Annotated in this window: 15 protein-coding genes; 7 read left to right on the forward strand and 8 right to left on the reverse strand. The window is 69.3% G+C overall.

The window, feature by feature from the left end; translation table 11 throughout:
* Positions 1-62 precede the first annotated feature (62 nt).
* Entirely contained in the window at positions 63-818 is a 756-nt protein-coding gene (locus ACFXQA_RS00960) for a PspA/IM30 family protein (RefSeq protein ID WP_394517915.1), read from the forward strand.
* A 219-nt stretch (positions 819-1,037) separates the two neighbouring features.
* On the opposite strand, the gene ACFXQA_RS00965 is transcribed toward ACFXQA_RS00960, so the two are convergent.
* From ACFXQA_RS00965 to rsmI, 3 genes are all read right to left on the reverse strand, one after another.
* Positions 1,038-1,961, reverse strand: a complete 924-nt coding sequence (locus ACFXQA_RS00965; protein WP_394517916.1) for a TatD family hydrolase — start codon at positions 1,959-1,961, stop codon at positions 1,038-1,040.
* A gap of 144 nt (positions 1,962-2,105) precedes the next feature.
* Positions 2,106-3,683, reverse strand: coding sequence for a methionine--tRNA ligase (metG, locus tag ACFXQA_RS00970; protein ID WP_394517917.1), 1,578 nt, complete (start codon positions 3,681-3,683; stop codon positions 2,106-2,108).
* A 76-nt stretch (positions 3,684-3,759) separates the two neighbouring features.
* Positions 3,760-4,620: a 16S rRNA (cytidine(1402)-2'-O)-methyltransferase gene (gene rsmI / locus ACFXQA_RS00975; RefSeq protein WP_394517918.1), complete on the reverse strand. Its 861-nt coding sequence runs from the start codon at positions 4,618-4,620 to the stop codon at positions 3,760-3,762.
* A gap of 76 nt (positions 4,621-4,696) precedes the next feature.
* Here rsmI and ACFXQA_RS00980 point away from each other — a divergent pair, with 76 nt between their 5' ends.
* The 3 genes from ACFXQA_RS00980 to ACFXQA_RS00990 all read left to right on the forward strand — a co-directional run bounded on the left by ACFXQA_RS00980 (position 4,697) and on the right by ACFXQA_RS00990 (position 7,668).
* Positions 4,697-6,247 carry a dolichyl-phosphate-mannose--protein mannosyltransferase gene (locus ACFXQA_RS00980; RefSeq protein ID WP_394517919.1) on the forward strand — a complete coding sequence of 517 codons (1,551 nt, stop codon included), beginning with the start codon at positions 4,697-4,699 and terminating at the stop codon, positions 6,245-6,247.
* Positions 6,248-6,703: 456 nt separating this feature from the next.
* Positions 6,704-6,883, forward strand: coding sequence for a transposase (locus ACFXQA_RS00985; protein WP_394517920.1), 180 nt, complete (start codon positions 6,704-6,706; stop codon positions 6,881-6,883).
* Complete coding sequence (locus ACFXQA_RS00990; RefSeq protein ID WP_394517921.1) at positions 6,883-7,668, forward strand: IS3 family transposase; 786 nt, start codon at positions 6,883-6,885, stop codon at positions 7,666-7,668. The genes ACFXQA_RS00985 and ACFXQA_RS00990 overlap by 1 nt, the downstream gene beginning before the upstream one ends.
* A gap of 183 nt (positions 7,669-7,851) precedes the next feature.
* Here ACFXQA_RS00990 and ACFXQA_RS00995 read toward each other — a convergent pair whose 3' ends face one another.
* Entirely contained in the window at positions 7,852-8,211 is a 360-nt protein-coding gene (locus tag ACFXQA_RS00995) for a hypothetical protein (protein ID WP_394517922.1), read from the reverse strand.
* Between the two features lie 39 nt (positions 8,212-8,250).
* Between ACFXQA_RS00995 and ACFXQA_RS01000 the strand changes: the two genes are divergently transcribed.
* Complete coding sequence (locus ACFXQA_RS01000) at positions 8,251-8,388, forward strand: hypothetical protein (protein WP_394517923.1); 138 nt, start codon at positions 8,251-8,253, stop codon at positions 8,386-8,388.
* A 335-nt stretch (positions 8,389-8,723) separates the two neighbouring features.
* On the opposite strand, the gene ACFXQA_RS01005 is transcribed toward ACFXQA_RS01000, so the two are convergent.
* The 3 genes from ACFXQA_RS01005 to ACFXQA_RS01015 form a co-directional block, all read right to left on the reverse strand.
* Positions 8,724-9,146, reverse strand: a complete 423-nt coding sequence (locus tag ACFXQA_RS01005; RefSeq protein WP_394517924.1) for a helix-turn-helix domain-containing protein — start codon at positions 9,144-9,146, stop codon at positions 8,724-8,726.
* A gap of 138 nt (positions 9,147-9,284) precedes the next feature.
* Complete coding sequence (locus ACFXQA_RS01010) at positions 9,285-11,090, reverse strand: thioredoxin domain-containing protein (RefSeq protein ID WP_394517925.1); 1,806 nt, start codon at positions 11,088-11,090, stop codon at positions 9,285-9,287.
* 51 nt (positions 11,091-11,141) lie between these two features.
* Positions 11,142-11,978 carry an aldo/keto reductase gene (locus tag ACFXQA_RS01015; RefSeq protein ID WP_394517926.1) on the reverse strand — a complete coding sequence of 279 codons (837 nt, stop codon included), beginning with the start codon at positions 11,976-11,978 and terminating at the stop codon, positions 11,142-11,144.
* A 110-nt stretch (positions 11,979-12,088) separates the two neighbouring features.
* Between ACFXQA_RS01015 and hrpA the strand changes: the two genes are divergently transcribed.
* Positions 12,089-16,228, forward strand: a complete 4,140-nt coding sequence (gene hrpA, locus ACFXQA_RS01020; RefSeq protein WP_394517927.1) for an ATP-dependent RNA helicase HrpA — start codon at positions 12,089-12,091, stop codon at positions 16,226-16,228.
* A 187-nt stretch (positions 16,229-16,415) separates the two neighbouring features.
* Positions 16,416-17,516 (forward strand): glycoside hydrolase family 76 protein, encoded by a 1,101-nt coding sequence (locus ACFXQA_RS01025; RefSeq protein WP_394517928.1) that lies wholly within the window; start codon positions 16,416-16,418, stop codon positions 17,514-17,516.
* Positions 17,517-17,570: 54 nt separating this feature from the next.
* Here the strand turns inward: ACFXQA_RS01025 and mmsB are convergent, their stop codons facing one another.
* Positions 17,571-18,791 (reverse strand): multiple monosaccharide ABC transporter permease, encoded by a 1,221-nt coding sequence (mmsB, locus tag ACFXQA_RS01030; RefSeq protein WP_394517929.1) that lies wholly within the window; start codon positions 18,789-18,791, stop codon positions 17,571-17,573.
* Between the last annotated feature and the right edge of the window lie 7 nt (positions 18,792-18,798).

The raw sequence follows: 18,798 nt of genomic DNA on the forward strand, positions 1-18,798 counted from the left end.
CACAGGCAACTCGTAGCATCCCTCGACACACTCGAATCAGGCTTCAACAGGAAGGAACCCCGATGGCCAAGCAGTCCATCTTCGGTCGCATCTCCACCCTCGTCCGCGCGAACGTCAACTCGCTGATCGATCAGGCGGAAGACCCGCAGAAAATGCTCGACCAGCTCGTGCGCGACTTCACGAACTCCATCCACGACGCCGAGTCGGCCATCGCCGAGACGATCGGCAACCTGCGCCTGCTCGAGCGCGACTACCAGGAAGACGTGCAGGCCGCGGCGGAGTGGGGCAACAAGGCCCTCGCCGCCAGCAAGCGCGCCGACCAGCTGCGCCCGACCAACGCGATCGAAGCCGACAAGTTCGACAACCTCGCCAAGATCGCCCTGCAGCGTCAGATCTCGTCCGAGAACGAGGCCAAGTCGGCGGCCCCGACCATTGCCTCGCAGACCGAGGTCGTCGACAAGCTCAAGGACGGCCTGAACGGCATGAAGGGCAAGCTCGAGCAGCTGCGCGCCAAGCGCAGCGAACTCGTCGCACGTTCGAAGGTCGCCGAGGCTCAGAACCGCGTGCACGACGCCGTCAAGTCGGTCGACGTGCTCGACCCGACGAGCGAGCTCGGCCGCTTCGAAGACAAGATCCGTCGCGAAGAGGCCCTCGCTGCGGGCAAGCAGGAGCTCGCCGCATCCAGCATCGATGCGCAGTTCAACCAGCTCGAAGACGTCGGTGAGCTCACCGAAGTCGAAGCCCGCCTGTCGATGCTCAAGTCGGGAGGCGCGCCGCAGCAGGCCGCCATCCAGGCTCCGAGCCCCGACGCGGTCTGAACTCCTCGAAGGGGGCGTCGCTTCGGCGGCGCCCCCTTCGTCGTTCCCGCCCGCCGGGCACGCACCAGCGGAGGCTCGCGCTCAAGCGTTCCCCTTGCCTGCGGGGCACGCACCAGCGGAGGAAGATTCGCGTTCGGAGGTGCGGATGCGGGTTTCCCGCCCTCCTAAGCGGAATTCTCCGCCGAACGTGTCGGGCAAGGTCGGCGCGGGCGAACGGGGTCAGGCGAAGGGGCCGTAGACCTCGAGGGTGTTGGCGGCGACCTGGGCGCAGAGTTCGTCGAGGTCGGCATCGAGCTCGTCGGCGAGGAAGCGCATCGTCACCGGAACGAGGTAGGGCGCATTGGGGCGGCCCCGGTAGGGCACGGGCGTGAGGAACGGGGCGTCGGTTTCGACGAGGATCCGCTCACGCGGCGTGACCGCGAGCGCGTCGCGCAGGTTCTGGGCGTTCTTGAACGTGACATTGCCGGCGAAGGAGAGGTAGTAGCCCCGGTCGGCGGCGATCCGGGCCATGTCGGCGTCGCCCGAGAAGCAGTGGAAGACCGTGCGGTCGGGCGCCCCGACCCGCGCGAGGGTCTCGAGCACCGCGTCGTGCGCATCGCGGTCGTGGATCTGCATCGCGATGCCGTGCTTCTTCGCGAGCGCGATGTGCGCCTCGAACGACCGATGCTGCGCGGCGAAACCGCCCTCGTCGGTGCGGAAGAAGTCGAGCCCCGTCTCACCGATCGCCCGGACCCGCGGTTGGCCGGCGAGTTCGTCGATGGCGGCGATGGCCGCATCCAATTCCCCCGCTTCTTCGTACGCGGGAGCTTCGTTCGGGTGGATGGCGACGGCGGCCAGCACACGAGGGTGGGATGCTGCGGCCCAGGCCGACCAGCGCGACGAGTCGATGTCTCCGCCGGCTTGGACGACGCCCCAGACACCGACCGCGACCGCGCGCTCGAGCTGCTCGTCGAGCGACAGCCCGGTGTCGCCGTCGGCGATCTCGAGGTGGGTGTGATTGTCGTAGACGCCGACGGCCAGCGGCTCAGGCGCCGGCGGGTAGCTCACGTCACGCCGGCCGTCGACCGAGCGCTCGCGCACGTAGGCGCTGGGGTCGGCCTGGTCGAGTGTGCCGCGCGGCCGCTCGACCGGTTCCGAGCTCACGATGCCGCCCCTCCGCGCCGAGCACCGCAGCTCGCGCTGCCGTTTCGTTCTCGCGCGCCTCTTGGATGGGCAGCGCGAGCACAATCGGGCAGCGCGACACACAGAAAGGCAGCGCGAGCGGCCGGGAAAGGCTCGTCCGGCACCTCAGGACGCCTGTTCCACGCGCGGGAACAACGGCGCCAGGCCGTTGACCGACGAACCCGCACGCAGCACACCCCATCCGCCGGCCTCACGGAGCGGCTGGTCGAGCAGCCGGCCCACCGTCTCGGCGGCGCCGAGAGCGACCCACAGCTTCTCGGTCGATTCGGGCATCACGGGCGAGAGCAGCACGGCGAGGGCGCGCAGGCCTTCGGCCGCCGTGTAGAGCACGGTTCCGAGACGCTCGCGCTGAGCGGGGTCCTTCGCGAGAGCCCACGGCTCGTTGAGGGTGATGTAGCCGTTCAGCTCCGTGACGATCGTCCAGATGGCCTCGATGGCCTCGTCGATGCGGAACCGCTCCATCGCCGCGTCGGCGGTGGTCGCCGCATCCGCCACCGTCTTCTGGATCGCCAGATCGGCCTCGGTGTACGGGCCCGCGGGCGGAACGACACCGGAGTAATACCGCTCGATCATCGCGACCGTCCGCGAGGCGAGGTTGCCGAAGCCGTTCGCGAGTTCGGCGTGATAGCGCGCCGAGAGGTCTTCCCACGAGAACGAGCCGTCTTGACCGAACGCGATCGCCGAGAGGAAGTAGAACCGGTAGGCGTCGGAGCCGAAGACGTCGGTGATCTCGGTCGGCGCGATGCCGGTGAGCTTCGACTTCGACATCTTCTCGCCGCCGACGAGCAGCCAGCCGTGCGCGAACACTCCGCGGGGAACCTCGACGCCCGCGGCCATGAGCATCGCCGGCCAGATCACCGCGTGGAACCGCAGAATGTCTTTGCCGACCACGTGGAAGGCCGGCCAGCGGCGTTCGAACTGCTCGGGGTCGCTGCCGTATCCGACGGCGGTCGCGTAGTTCAGCAGCGCATCGACCCAGACGTAGATGACGTGCGACGAATCCCACGGCACGCCGATGCCCCAGTCGAACGTCGACCGCGAGATCGAGAGATCTTTCAGCCCGTTCTTCACGAACGAGACGACCTCGTTGCGCGCGGACTCGGGACGCACGAAATCGGGAACCGTGCGGTACAGGTCGAGCAGGCGGTCCTGGAACTCGCTGAGCTTGAAGAAGTAGTTCTTCTCCTGCAGGAGTTCGAGCGGCTTCGAGTGGATCGCGCAGACCTTGAGGCCTTCGAAAGCACCGGTGCCGTCGACGATCTCGGCCTCGGTCTTGAACTCCTCGCAGCCGACGCAGTACAGGGCTTCGAACTCGCCCGCGTAGATGTATCCGCGGTCGTAGAGTGCCTGGACGAACTGGGCGACTCTCTCTTCGTGGCGGGGCTGGCTGGTGCGGATGAAGTCGTCGTTGGCGACGTCGAGAGTCTCGAGCAGGGGGAACCACGCCTCGCTCACGAGCTTGTCGACCCATTCCTGCGGGGTCGAGCCGTTCGCCGCGGCGGCGCGCATCATCTTCTGGCCGTGCTCGTCGGTGCCCGTGAGCATCCACGTGTCATCGCCCGACTGGCGGTGCCAGCGGGCGAGGGTGTCGACGGCCACGGTGGTGTACCCGTGGCCGATGTGGGGCACGTCGCTGGGATAGAAAATCGGCGTCGTGACATAGAAAGAACGGCCGGTGCTCACCCCGAGATTCTACCGGGGGCTGATGCTGCGCCCGGCCCACCGTGCGGGGGGGGGCGGATGCTGCGCCCGAGCGTTCTCAGGACGGGAAGGCCGGATGCTCGGGAGCCGGCGGCTTCGGCGACGTCCGGGCGGCGAGCGCCGCCTGGTAGAGCTCGCGCGACGGGTGGCCGGTAAGCGCGGCGACCTCTGTCGAGGCATCCTTCAACCGCATCCCGTCGGAGACCAGCTGCTGCACCTGGACCACCGCATCGGGGAGGTCGACGTCGCGCGGCGTCGCGCCGGCGATGACCACGACGATCTCGCCGCGGGCTCCGGTTTCGGCCCATTCGGCGAGGTCGGACAGAGGACCGCGGATGACCTCTTCGTGCAGCTTGGTCAGCTCGCGACAGATCGCCGCGCGGCGGTCGGCGCCGAACGTGGCCGCCATGTCGTGCAGGGTCGCGGCGAGACGTGACGGGGCCTCGAAGAAGACCAGGGTGCGCGCTTCGTTCGCGAGCGCCGTGAAAGCGGATCTGCGCTCCCCCGACTTTCGGGGTGGAAAGCCCTCGAACGCGAAACGGTCGGTCGGCAGACCCGAAACGGCGAGCGCTGTGAGCACCGCACTCGGACCGGGGATCACCGTGACGACGACCCCGCCGGCGGCCGCGGCCGCCACGAGCCCGTATCCGGGGTCGCTCACCGTCGGCATGCCGGCATCGCTCAGCACGAGCACGTCTTCGGTGCGGGCGCGCTCGACGAGTTCGCCCGCCCGCTCCTTCTCGTTGTGGTCGTGGAGGGCGACGAGTCGCGGGCGGTTCTGGATGCCGAGGGCGCTCAACAACCGGATCGTGGTGCGGGTGTCTTCGGCGGCGATCACCGTGGCGGCCTCGAGCGCCTCGATCAGCCGCCGCGAGGCGTCGCCGAGGTTGCCGATGGGCGTCGCGGCGAGGATGATCACCGTTCCACCCTAGGCTTCGCGGTCCCCGGCTCCCGTGCGAGATCGAGCCCCGGGCGACGGAAAGTAGGCTGTTCGCGTGTCGATCGCCGAGCCGCCGCTTCCGCCGCAGCGCCCGGCCCCGCTCGACCGTTGGCGCGAGCGCCTCACGCTCGATCCGCGACGCGGTCGGCTGTATGCGTGGCTCGTTCCGACCGTGATCACCTTCGTCGCGGGACTCCTCCGGTTCTGGAACCTCGGGCACCCCCGCGCGATCGTGTTCGACGAGACCTACTACGTAAAGGACTCGTGGAGCCAGTGGATGCTGGGCTACCCCGCAAAGTGGCCGTACGATGGCGACGCGCTTTTCCTCGGCGGCGATACGAACGCCTTCGAGACCGCCGGCAGCTTCGTCGTGCACCCCCCGCTCGGACGCTTCTTCATCGGCGCGGGAATCGCCCTCTTCGGCCCCGACAGTTCGGTCGGCTGGCGGTTCGCGGTCGCGGTGTTCGGGACGGCAACCGTGCTGCTGGTCTACCTCGTGGCGCGAACCCTCACCGGCTCAATCGTCTTCGCGGGCGTCGCCTCGGGTCTCATCGCCATCGATGGCCTCTCGATCGTGCTCAGCAGGATCGCGCTGCTCGATGGCATCCTCACGTTCTTCGTCCTCCTCGGCTTCTGGTTCCTGCTTCTCGATCGACGGCGTCACCTTCACCGCCTCGCCGCGTTCGCGGCCACCCACCCCGAGCGCCGCGCGTGGGGCCCCGTCTTCTGGAACCGCCCCTGGTTGCTGGCCGCCGGTGCGGCGATCGGCGCCGCGAGCGCCGTGAAGTGGTCGGGCCTGTCCGTGCTCGCCACCTTCGGCATCTGGGTGGTCGCGACCGACGCGCTCGCGCGGCGACGCGCGGGCATCGGCATCTGGCCGGCGGACGCGGCGTTGCGTCAGGGTCCGGTTGCGTTCGTCCTCTTCGTCCCCGTCGCCGCGCTCGTCTACCTCGCTTCGTGGACGGGCTGGCTCGTGACCTACGGCAGCTATGACCGGCCTACCGTCGACGCGGCGCCCGCAGAGGGCCTCTGGTCGTGGGTACCGCTCGCTCTACAGAACCTCTGGAAGTACCATACGGACATCTACGGCTTCCACGTAGGACTCGTCACCCCCCACAGCTACGAGAGTCCCGCCTGGCAGTGGCCGCTGCTGCTCCGACCTACCTCGATGTACTGGAACCAGAGCGATGCGGGGGTCGAGGCGGTCTCCAGTATCCCGAACCCGCTGATCTGGTGGGCGGGTGTAGCCGCGGTCATCTTCCTTCTCGTGCGGTTCGCGATGACCTTCGAGTGGCGCTACGCCACAGTATTGACGGGCGTCGCCGCCCTCTACGTGCCGTGGCTGCTCTACCCCGATCGCACGATCTTCCAGTTCTACACCGTCGCCCTCGTTCCCTTCGTCGCGCTGGCGTTGACGTTCGCACTGAGAGAAGCGGTCGGAGGGGCGGACGCTGTGCCCACCCGCCGGGCATCGGGTCAGTATGCGGTGATCGCCTTCCTCGTCGCCGTCGCCCTCGTCTCAGCGTTCTGGTACCCGGTCTGGACGGGAATCACCGTGCCCTATGACTTCTGGCGACTGCACAACTGGCTGCCCACCTGGATCTGAGCGTGGACGACCGCACCTAGGCGTCGCTGAACGATGCGCGTCCAATCCAGCGGGTCCGCCGAGCCTGTCGAAGGACCCGCGGGGCCCGCAGCGCGGGGGACCGCGCCACTTCTCGCCGAATGACCGCACGAGTCCTGCCGCCGGTTGCAGAAATGCGCCACATCCCCGCTCTAGGTGGTCTATAGACCTGAATCTTGTTGATTCGGTCGACGGGGGTCTTGCCTCCGATGCCGGGGTGGTGTACCTCTAGGTTGTAGTGGTCGAGCCAGGTCGCAACCCGGCGGCGGGAACCTGACCCGCTTTCCCGGACACCTGAGTTGGGGCGATGATCGTCTCGGAAGGAGTCCGTGAGATGCCCGCTGCCCACCCGCCGGAGTTCTGGCGTCGAGCCCTTGATCTGGTCGCGCAGCGCAATCCGGTCGCGCAGACCGCTCGTGATCTCGGGATCAGCGAGTCGTGTCTTCGGACTTGATGAACCGGGATGCGGTCGACAGTGGCCGCAAGCCCGGTGTCACGACCGACGAGCACAAAGAACTCGTTGAGCTGCGCCGCCGCAACCGGGTGCTGGAGATGGAGATCGAGATCCTCAAGCGCGCGTCGGCCTACTTCGCCAGGGAGAACGTGCTCCCAAAATAGTGTTCCGGCTGGTCCAAGAGCTCGCCGCGAGCGGGGTCCCCGTCGCGGCGGCCTGCCCGTTCCTGAACTTCTCGAAATCTGGCTACTCCGAGTGGGCGAGGCGACCGCCCTCGGCGCGCGCGATTGCGGACGCGGAGTTGACGACGACGATCCGTCGCATTCACGCCGACTCCCGTGAGACCTCTGGCGCTCCTCGCGTGCTGGCAGAACTGGGGCTCGGACTCGGGGTTCACGTGGGCCGCAAACGGGTGGCGCGGCTCATGCGTATCGACGGGCTGGTCGGGGTCTCACATCGCCGGAAACGGCGCGGATGGAAGCCGGATACCGCCACACACGAGGATCTCGTGAAGCGGCAGTTCCGCGCGGATGCGCCTAACCGGCTCTGGTTCTGCGACATCACGCAGCACCGCGCGAAGGACGTATGGGTCTACTGCGCCGCCGTGATCGACGCCCTCAGCCGCCGGATCGTGGGCTGGTCGATCTCGGATCGGATCACCGCCGAGATCGTCGTCGACGCGCTCGAGATGGCCCGCTGGCGCCGCCGACCCGAACCCGGAACCGTGGTCCGCGCCGACCGCGGAGCGCAATACACCAGCCGGCTCTTCGGGCACCGGCTGCGTCAGGCAGGACTTCTCGGATCGATGGGCAGGGTCGCGTCCAGCGTTGACAACGCGCTCATCGAGAGCTTGTGGTCAGTCATGCAACGCGAGCTTCTCGACCGCACGGTCTGGGACACCCGGGCGCAGCTCGCGTCGGCGATGTTCGAGTGGATCGAAGGGTTCTAGAACCCCCGCCGCCGCCACTCAGCCCACGACTATCTCAGCCCCGCCGACTGCGAAACCCTTCACACCACGGCCGAAATCGCGGCATGATCAACACACAAGAACCGTCCGGGAAACCGGGTCAAGCTCCCCTGTCGCCTATGTCGTGAACCCAGACAGACGAATCGGGAACCAATCCGCGAGCCATCAGAGACACCGCACTGTCCAGACCCGACCAGCCGGGGTGAGATACTGGCCGAATCCGACGTTGCCGTACACCGTCATCTGCATGCGCTCGTTGGGGCAGAAGTAATTCCATACCATAGCGACGCCGGACAGGCACGTACCCCGCTTCAGCTGACCCACACCCGCGTTGGGGTCCGAATTCTGATAGCCGAGCGTGCCTGTCGTGCTGTTCGACAGATGACACACCGTCGAAGTGGATCGGGCAGCCTGAGCTGTGGAGGCTGGAACAACCGAGAAGCCGATTGCCAGCGCGAATGCGAGAAGGACCGCAGCGAATCGGGCCTTGATGGTGCTGTTCTTCATGATGGTGCTGTTCTTCATGATGCTCCCTTGTTGTGTTTGGCTTGGACCTGGGATCTCATGCGCTCCCAGGAAGTCGCGCTTCTTCTGAGCCTCACGCTCTCGCTCAGCCTTCAGCCGATCATTCCGCTCCTGAGCACGAACCTGTTGACGAGCATCTTCAAGTCGGCGCTGCCTAGGTCAGCGGGAACCGACTGATACCGAGTGATCATCAGTGCCCGCTCTGATGGTTGCTCGGATGGTCCGACTGAGCCGGCCCCACCCCCGAACCTTATCGCCCGGAAGGCGTCATTGCATTGTTCAGTCGGCGTCAGCCATGGGACGCGGCCGAGGCTTGGGGAGTGTGAGGGCTAGCCACTCGCTCGCAGTCGACGTAGGGGGCTGGCCCGTCGCTTAGACGTGGTGGGGTGTCTCCGGGATGCTCGCCCGCTTCGATGGAGTAGTCGTCGATGCCGGTGTGGACGTAGGCGTAACCCAGGCCTCGCTTCCGGTTCGGGCGTCCGCTGCGGCCATGCTGACGCCACCCGCCGCCGTCAGGGATCCGGCCGAGCTTTTTCACATCGACGTGGATCAGCGAGCCGGGATGGTCGTGTTTCGTAGCGTCTCGCCGTCCGGCGGGTGGCGCGGATCACGGCCCCGGTCACCGGGTCCAACTCTCGCAGCAGCGGCACGCGGTGGCGACGCAGCACCAGCCTCACGGTCGAGGCCTGCAGCCCAAGCTTGCCGACGATGAACACCGGGCGGCGACGGATGAAATGACGCAGGATCCGCACCCGCGTTTCCACACACGCCGCGGTCTGAGGAGGATGCGAGTGAGCGACGCTGGAACGGTCGACCAGCCCTGCCGGGCCGTGCTCACGGAACCGTCGCCACCACCGCCACGCCGTCGTCCACGAGACCCCCATCTCCGACGCGACGTGCGCGACCGCACGCCCCGACTCGATGCGTTCAACCATGATGACCCTGCCGGCCGGCGTCAACCGGGCGTTACCGTGAGATATAGAGACCTCCCTGCGTTTGAGCTGAAGAACTAGACGCCTCCAACTCGATCCCCGAGGTCTCTCCTACGTCAACACCGATCCGGGTCAATACATCTAGGCGAGGGCGACCAGCGCAGCCAGGTCGGTCACGGGGAGACGGCAGACGAAGGCGCGGCAGTCGTACGCCGTCGGGCGACCCGCCTGGGTGGTCTTGGCCTCGAAGAGCGAGAACCCGGCAGTGGCGAAGGCCCCGGCCTGCTCCGCCGTGACGAACGCGACGACGTCGGCGCGGATGCTGCGGGCCGCCGCCGCCGCGAGGGCACTGCCGGGAGCGCCGACCACCACTACCTGACGGGGCGGTGACGCCAGGGACGCCGCGGCCTCGAGAATCGCGCCGTGTCCGAGGGGCTGCTCGAGGGCGGTCTCAGCGACCCGCGCGATCGTCGATGCCGCCGCGTCGCGGTACTTCTCCCCCGCGCCGAGGTGCCACAGCCCCAGGGCGCCCGCCGCGAACGCTGCCGTCGGCGAAGGCGACGCGCCGTCGGTATCAGACCCGCCGACCGCCATTCCCTGCGCGACGAGCACGGGATCGCCTCCGCCGGGCACCCGCACGCCGGCGTCGCTCAGACACGCATCAACGAGTCCGCGAGCGGTCACGGCGTATCCCGCCTCGCCGGTTGCGGCCGAGAGAAGGACGAGTCCGCGTACAAGACCGCCGTAGTCCTCGAGGGTGGCCGCCGCACGCGAGACGATCTCGTCGAGCGAGGCGCGCCGCAGCATCCCGTCGTCCCCGATGTTCGTCTCGAGCACGGCGTCGGCGGCCCAGCGTGCCGCCTCGATCAGCCGGTCGTCGCCGAGGCGCACCCCCGCTCGCGCGAGAGCGCCGATAGCGAGACCGTTCCACGCCGTGACGATCTTGCCGTCGAGAGAAGGCGGGGCAAGCTTCGCTCGACCATCGGCGTCGCGGGCGTAATAGCCGCCCTCGTCGCGCTCGCCGTCGATGATCGACTCGGAGTCCTGAGCGGCCGCGAACCCGCCCGAGGGCTGCTGCAACACGTCGATCAGAAACCGCGCGGCGTCGGCGGCGACGTCGGGGCGACCCGCGTCGAGGGCGACCTCGACCAGGCCCGCGTTGTCCGTCAGCATCCGTTCGTAGTGCGGAACGCTCCAGTCGCGCCGGGTCGCGTAACGGAAGAAACCTCCGTCGACGGGGTCGTGCAGCTCGGACGACGCCATCGCATCGACCGCGCGCCGGGCGACCGCCGCCGCGGACGCATCGGCCAATGCCGGCGACTGCAAGAACCGCAGCGCGGGGACCGTCGGGAACTTCGGGGTTTCGAGGCCCGAGCCCGCGGCGAACCCGCCGTAGTCGGGGTCTTCGCGGGCCGTGAGGCCGCGCGCCGCCTCGGCGAGCTGATCGAGGTCCGGGGTTCCCGAGGACGACGACGACGCACGGGCGGCCTCGGCGAGCGCGTCACGGAGAGCGGCCCCCGTGCGCTCGACCTCTTCGCGGCGGTCGGTCCAGGCTTCTCGGACAGCGCCGAGCACTTCGCGAAAGGCCGGAAGCGGGGGACGCGGCTCACCCGGCCAGTAGGTCCCGGCGTAGAACACGCGCCCCTCGGGGGTCGTGAACACCGTCAACGGCCACCCCAGGTGCGGAGTGAAGGCAGACGCCGCGTCGAGGTAGGCGGCGTCGACGTCGGGGTGCTCCTCGCGGTCGACCTTCACCGCCACGAACCCGTCGTTGATGAGTGCCGCGGTGGCGTCGTCCTGGAACGACTCGCGCGCCATCACGTGGCACCAGTGGCAGGTGGAGTACCCGATCGACACCAAGACCGGCACACCTCGGCGCGCCGCCTCGGCAAAGGCCTCGGGCCCCCACGGGAACCACTCGACGGGGTTGTCCGCGTGGGCGCGCAAGTAGGGGCTCGAGGACTCGCCCAGACGGCTGTTCAGCGGGGTTCTCCGGCCCTAGTTGACTTCGTCGGGGTGCGCGCCGACGCTGCCCGAGCCGTCGCGGGGGTCGAGCGCATCGATGGCGACGAGCTCGGGGCCGCTGAGCTCGAAGTCGAACACGTCGATGTTCTCTTCGAGGCGCGCGCGTCGCACCGACTTCGGGAAGACGATGAACCCCTTCTGCAGGTGCCAGCGCAGCACGACCTGCGCGGGGGTCTTGCCGTGCGACGCCGCGGCGTCGGCGACCGCCGGCGTGCCGAAGAGGTCGTACTTCCCCTGGCCGAGCGGGCCCCACGACTCGATGCGAACATCGTGGTCGTCTGCCCACGCGGTGATCTCGCGCTGCTGGTGTGCGGGGTGCAACTCGATCTGGTTCACCGCGGGGGTGACTCCGGTGGCTTCGACGATGCGCTCGAGGTGCGGCACGAGGAAGTTCGAGACGCCGATCGAGCGGGTCTGCCCGTTCTGCCGGATGTCGACGAGGTGCTCCCAGGCGTTCAGGAAGGTGTCGTTCTGGGGGGCCGGCCAGTGGATCAAGTACAGGTCGACGGCGTCGAGGCCGAGCTTGTCGAGGCTCTCGGTGATGGCCTCGAAAGGCTGGTCACCGCTCTGTCGGTCGTTCCAGAGCTTGGTCGTGATGAAGAGGTCATCGCGGGCGATGCCGCTCTTCGCGATCGCCGCGCCCACGCCCTCCTCGTTGCCGTAGATGGCGGCGGTGTCGATGTGGCGGTAGCCGACCTCGAGCGCCTCGGTCACGGCGCGCTCGGTGTCGTCTGCGGGCACTTTGAAAACGCCGTAACCGAGCTGGGGGATGCGGTGGCCGTCGTTCAGGGTCACGAGGGGAATCGTCATGCGTTCAGCCTAGGGAGCAACGCCGACCCGGGCTCCGGGGTTGACGACCCCCACCCCGCACCGATCGACGCACGCCCGCGCGCGGGCACGGGGACCTACGATAGAAGGCTGTGTCCTCGCCCGAACCCGTGATCTCGTACCCGCCCGAGCTGCCCGTCAGCGCCGCGCGGGACGAGATCGCGCGCGCGATCTCCGATTCGCAAGTCGTCATCGTCGCGGGCGCCACCGGATCGGGCAAGACGACCCAGTTGCCGAAGATCTGTCTCGAGCTCGGTCGCACCCGTATCGCGCACACCCAGCCCCGCCGCATCGCCGCCCGGACGATCGCGGAGCGCATCGCCGAAGAGCTGCAGGTGCCGCTCGGCACCACCGTCGGCTACAAGGTGCGCTTCACCGACAAGGTCACCGAAGACACCCGCGTCGCGCTCCTCACCGACGGGATCCTCCTCAACGAGATCCACCGCGACCGGCTGTTGCGCAAATACGACACGATCATCATCGACGAGGCCCACGAGCGCTCACTCAACGTCGATTTCCTGCTGGGGTACCTCCGGCGCATCCTTCCCGAACGCCCCGATCTCAAGGTCATCGTGACTTCGGCGACCATCGACCCCGAGAGCTTCGCGAAGCACTTCGCGGATGCTGCCGGCAACCCCGCACCGATCGTCGAGGTCTCGGGGCGCACCTACCCCGTGGAGGTGCGCTATCGCCCGCTCGTCCCCGACGCCGACGGCGCGGGCGACGGCACGACTCCTGCAGATGGCCAGCGCACGGCCCCCGCAGGTGCCAGGCCGGGCCCGTCGAACGCGGATCGCAGGAGTTCTGCTGTCGAGGAAGAGCCCGACGAAGTCGGCGGCATCATCGCGGCCCTCCGCGAACTCGACCGCGAGGCGCCGGGCGACGTTCTGGTGTTCCTGCCGGGCGAGGCCGAGATCCGGGACGCCACCGACGCCGTCCGGGGTGCGTACTCCTCCGACTCCTCCCCCACCGAAGTGCTCCCCCTCTACGGGCGGCTCTCCGCCGCCGAGCAGCATCGCGTCTTCGAACGGTCGAAGGTCGCCGGCGTACGTCGCCGAGTGATCCTGTCGACGAACGTGGCCGAGACGAGCCTGACCGTCCCCGGCATCCGGTACATCATCGACACCGGAACGGCGCGCATCTCGCGCTACAGCGCGCGTTCGAAGGTGCAACGGCTGCCGATCGAGGCGGTCTCACAGGCCTCGGCGCAGCAGCGCTCGGGGCGCGCGGGCCGCACCTCCGACGGCATCGCGATCCGCCTGTACTCCGAAGACGACTTCGACCGGCGTCCCGAGTTCACCGAACCCGAGATCCTGCGCACCTCGCTCGCCTCGGTGATCCTGCAGATGCTGTCCCTCGGCTTCGGCGACATCTCGTCGTTCCCCTTCCTCACCCCGCCCGACTCGCGAGGGGTCAAGGCCGCCTTCGACCTGCTGCTCGAGCTGGGCGCCGTTCGCCCCGCACGCTCGCGCGACGAACTGCCCCGGCTGAGCGACATCGGGCGCGACCTCTCGCGACTGCCGATCGACCCGAGATTCGCGCGGATGCTGATCGAAGCCCGCCGCACCGGCGTCGAGCACGACGTGCTCGCGATCGTCGCCGGCCTCTCGATCCAAGACGTGCGCGAGCGCCCCGAAGAGCGTCGTGAAGAAGCCGACCGGCTCCACGCTCGGTTCACCGACCCGACGAGCGACTTCCTCTCGCTGCTCAACCTGTGGAACTACCTGCAGGAGCAGCAGTCCGAGCTCGGGTCGAGCGCCTTCCGCCGCCTCTGCCGCGCGGAACACCTCAACTACGTACGCGTACGCGAATGGTCCGACGTCAACCGGCAGCTGCGGTCGTTGCTCGGGCCGGCCGATCCGGGCTCCGGCGGAAGATCGCGCCGACCCCGTCGCGGCTCGGGAGCGGACCCTTCGACAAGCCCAGGGACCGCGACGGGCTCGGGGAGCTCGGGCACCGCGGGGGGCTCGGGCACCGCGGGCCGCAACTCGAAGGATGCCGGGGGCGGGGCACCCGCCGGGCACGAGGCGGGCGATGCGATCCACCAAGCGATCCTCGCGGGGCTCCTCTCGCACATCGGTCTGCTCGACGTGCGCACGGCCAAACAGCCTCAAGACCGCAAGCCCGCGCGTGCCGCGGGGCCCCAGCGCGCGGAGTATCTCGGAGCCCGCGGCGCGCGGTTCGCCATCTTCCCCGGCTCCGGCCTTCGCAAGGCGCGCCCGACCGCGCTCATGGCGGCCGAGCTCGTCGAGACCTCCCGCCTGTACGGACGCACCGTCGCGGCGATCGATCCGGCATGGGCCGAGGCGCTCGCCGGCGATCTCGCCAAGCGCTCGCTGAGCGAGCCGCACTGGTCGAAAGCTGCGGGTGCAGCATCCGCCTACGAGAAGGTCACCCTCTTCGGTGTAGAGATCGTGCCGCGGCGTCGGGTGCAGCTCGCCCGCTTCGATCGTCCGCTCGCGCGGGAGATGTTCATCCGGCACGCGTTGGTCGAGGGCGAGTGGGACGCCTCGACGCTCGACAAGAGGCTCACGGCGTTCCTGCGCCGCAACACCGAGCAACGTCGCCTGCTCGAGAAGATCGAGGAGCGCGAGCGGCGCCGCGACATCCTCGTCGGCGACGAAGCGATCTTCGCCTTCTACGACGCCCGGCTGCCGGTCGATGTCTTCGACGTACGCTCGTTCGAGACGTGGTGGACCGAGACGTCGACGCGCACCCCGCGACTGCTCGACGTGACCGAGGCCGATCTCACCGGCGAGGGCGGACGCGGCGACGACCGCGGGTTCCCGTCGCGGTGGCGTCAGGGCGACCAGGTGCTCGGACTCGCGTACCGGTTCGAGCCGGGCGCCGACGATGACGGCGTCACCGTCGTCGTGCCGCTGGCGCTCCTCGCGTCGCTCCGACCCGACGGCTTCGACTGGCAGGTGCCGGGACTCCGCGACGAGCTGGTGACCGCTCTGCTCCGCGCGCTCCCGAAGACGATCCGTCGAAACGTCGTGCCCGCCGCCGACTGGGCCGAGCGCTTCGCCGCCGACCTCGCCGGGCGCGGGCCCGAGGCGCACGACGGTCTTCCGTCCACGACGCTCCTCGATGCCGTGGCCGCGCTCGTGCAGCGCGTCGCGAACCAGCCCGTGACCGCGGCCGATTTCGAGCTCGACCGGGTCGCCACGCACCTGCGCATGTCGTTCCGCGCTGTCGATGCCCGCGGCCGCACGGTCGGCACCGACCGCGATCTCGCGGCGCTGCAGGCACGATTGTCCGACCGGGCGCGCACGAGCGTCGCGGCCACGATCGCCGCACGTCAGACCCCGGCCGGGGCGTCGCAGGTCGCGTCGGCGACGATCGACGGGCGCGCTGCGGGGTTCCCCGAGCGCACCGGCCTCACCGCCTGGACTTTCGACGACCTGCCCGACGTCGTCGACACCCGGGTCGCGGGCGGAATCGTGCGCGGGTACCCCGCCGTCATCGACGACGGAGCCACCGTGTCGGTGCGTCTCGAGGCCACGGCCGAGTCGGCGGCTCGCCACACCAGGGCGGGTGTGCGGCGGATGCTGCTGCTCGCCGTTGCGTCGCCGGCGACCTACGTACTCGACCACCTGACGGCGAACGAGAAGCTGACCCTCGCCGCCTCGCCCTACCCGAACGCCAAGGCGCTGATCGAAGACGCCCGTCTGGCCGTCGTCGACGCGCTGCTCGACCGCGCGGCGCCGGGCCGTGCGGTCCGCACGCGCCGCGAGTTCGAGAGCCTCCGCGACGCCTTCTCTTCGACGGTCGTCGACGAGACCTTCGCCGCCGTCTCGCTCGCCGCTCGGGTGCTGGCGGGGTCGCGCGAGGTCGACCGGGCGATGAAGGGTCAGAACTCCCTCACCCTGCTCGGCGCACTCGGCGACGTGCGAGGGCAGCTGTCGGGGCTCGTCTTCCCCGGATTCGTCTCGCGCACGGGTCTCGGCCGCCTCGCGCACGTTCCGCGCTACCTGGCCGGCGCACTCGAACGCGTGAACGGGCTCGCCGACAACCCCGGACGCGACCGCCAGCGCATGACCGAATACGAACGCGCCGCCGCGCAGTACGACGAGGCGGGCGGCAGCATCCCCCTCACGGCCGATGCGCCGCCGAACCTCACCCACGCGCGCTGGCTGCTCGAGGAGCTGCGGGTCAGTCTGTTCGCGCAACGCCTCGGCACCGCCGAACCCGTCTCTGCGCAGCGCATCACCAAGGCACTGAAGGGCTGACTCGCGAGGTCACGGGCGGTTCGCACGCTCCGCCGCTCCCCTCCCCTCGGCGGAGGAAATACGGCCGGCGGAGGGCCGATAGGCCGAGAACGCGCCTCCGCCCGCCGTATCCCCTCCGCTCAGCGGAGGACTAAGCCCGAACCCGCGCCCGAACCCGCTCCCCCGCCCGACGCGGGAGGATGAACGCATGACGGACGACCCGACGCACGACGACTGGAATGCCCGGGCTGCCGCCGCCGAACGTGCGGTGATCGAGCGCTACGTCGGCGGGATTCCCGGGGTCTCGTGGGCTCGCTCGGCATGGCCCGCCGTTCCCCTGTTCGGGCGTGCGGAAGGCCGGGCACGCTGGCACTACTGGTGGAGTGCGCACCTCGTCGAGGCGGCCGTCGATGCGGCCCGACACCGCCCCACCGGCGCCCGCCGACGTCGAGCGCGGGCGTTCGCGCGCGGCATCCGGGTGCGCAACGGCGGGACCCTCTCGCGAACGTTCTACGACGATCTTGCCTGGCTCGGCCTCGCGTACGAGCGCGGGGCCGAGGTCGTCGGGCAACGCCGCGCCACCGAACGCATCGCCGCACGCCTCGAGGCGGCGATCGACCCCGACGTCGGCGCCGTGCCGTGGCAGGTCGGCAGCCGCTTCTTCAACGCGCCGGCGAACGGGCCGGCCGCGATCCTGTTCGCCCGCACGGGTCGCCGAGAAGCCGGCCGGCGCCTGAGCGACTGGATGGACGCCGAACTGCGCGACCCGGTGAACGGGCTCATCGTCGACGGCGTCGACCTCGACGAAACCCACCCGCGACGCGCGACCGAGCTCTATACCTACTGCCAGGGCGTCGCGCTGGGCGCCGCGGTCGACCTCGCCCGCAGCGCCGACGGCGCGCGGTTCGCCGCACGCGCCGCGACACTCATCGCCGCCATCACGGCCTGGACGGGGCCGGCGCTCGTCCTCCCCGGCGCTGGCGGCGGCGATCGAGGGCTCTTCGCGGCGATCGCGTGCCGCTACCTCGCCGAGGCCGCGCGGGTCTTCGACGAGCGAGCGGATGCTGCCGGGCCGGATGCCGGGGATGCGGATCGTGCCGCAGCATCCGCCCGCTCTCTCGTCCTCGCGAACGCGGAGGCCGTGTGGAACGGCCGGGCGACCGTCGACGGCCTGCCCCTCTTCGCCGCCGACTGGCGCGCCCGCGCCGACCCCGCACCCGCGGCACCCGAGCGCGACCTGTCGGTGCAGCTCGGCGGCTGGCTCGCGCTCGAGTCCGCCGTCGCCGTGACGGCCCGCCCCCGCGCCTGACCGGACGCACGAAAGCCCCGCCCGAACCCGGGCGGGGCTTTCGTCGACGCGCTGCTAGTTGCCCGAGCGGCGCTTGTTGTAGACGTCGAAGGCGACGGCGAGAAGGAGCACGAGGCCCTTCACGGCCTGCTGCCACTCGATGCCGATACCCATGATCGACATGCCGTTGTTGAGCACACCGATGATCAGACCACCGATGATGGCGCCGCCGATGGTTCCGACACCGCCCTGCACCGCCGCTCCACCGATGAAGGCCGCCGAGATGGCCTCGAGCTCGAAGCCGTCTCCGGCGCGGGGGCCGGCGAGGTTCAGCCGCGCGCTGAAGATGAGGCCCGCGAGGGCCGCGAGGACGCCCATGTTCACGAACAGCCAGAAGTCGACCCGGCGGGTCTTGATACCCGACAGCTCGGCGGCGTGACGGTTGCCACCGATCGCGTAGATGTGGCGGCCGAAGACCGTGCGACCCATGACGATGCCGTAGATCATCACGAGAGCGGCGAGGACGATCAGGGTGACCGGGATGCCGCGGTAGCCGGCGAGCGAGTACACGAAGAACCCGATGGCGGCTGCGATCAGCGCGAGCTTCACGATCCACCAGACGAGCGGCTCGACCTCCTGGCCGTACTTGCGGCGACCCGAGCGGGTGCGAGCCTGCTGCACGACGAGCGCGACGATCGCGACGGCACCGATGGCGAGTGTGAAGAGGTCTGGTTCGCTTTCGCCGAACAGTCCGCCGAGGAATCCGTTACCGAGCGCGCGGTATTCGTCGGGGAACGATCCGATGTTGGCGTTACCGAGCACCACGAGCGTGAGGCCTCGGAAGATCAGCATGCCCGCCAGGGTCACGATGAAGGCGGGGATGCCGACGAACGCCACCCAGAACCCCTGCCAGGCGCCCACCAGAGCACCGATCAGCAGCGAGAGCAGGATCGCGAGCCACCACGGCATACCCATCCGGACGGCGAACACACCCGAGAGCGCCGCGACGAAGGCCGCGACCGATCCGACCGACAGGTCGATGTGGCCGGCGATGATGACCATCACCATGCCGATGGCGAGAACGAGGATGTACCCGTTCTGCACCACGAGGTTCGAGATGTTCTGCGGGCGGAGGAGGATCCCGTTGGTGAGGATCGTGAACAGTACGACCACCGCGATGAGTGCGAGGAAGATACCGTTCTTTCCCAGGTCGGCCAGCACATGGCTGACCCAGCGAGTGGCTTTGTTGTCCGGCGGATTGATGGTCGCGCCGACGGCCTCGGTGGAATTGGTCATGTCGTAC

This window comes from Microbacterium shimangi (genome assembly GCF_043556445.1).
GTDB lineage: Bacteria > Actinomycetota > Actinomycetes > Actinomycetales > Microbacteriaceae > Microbacterium.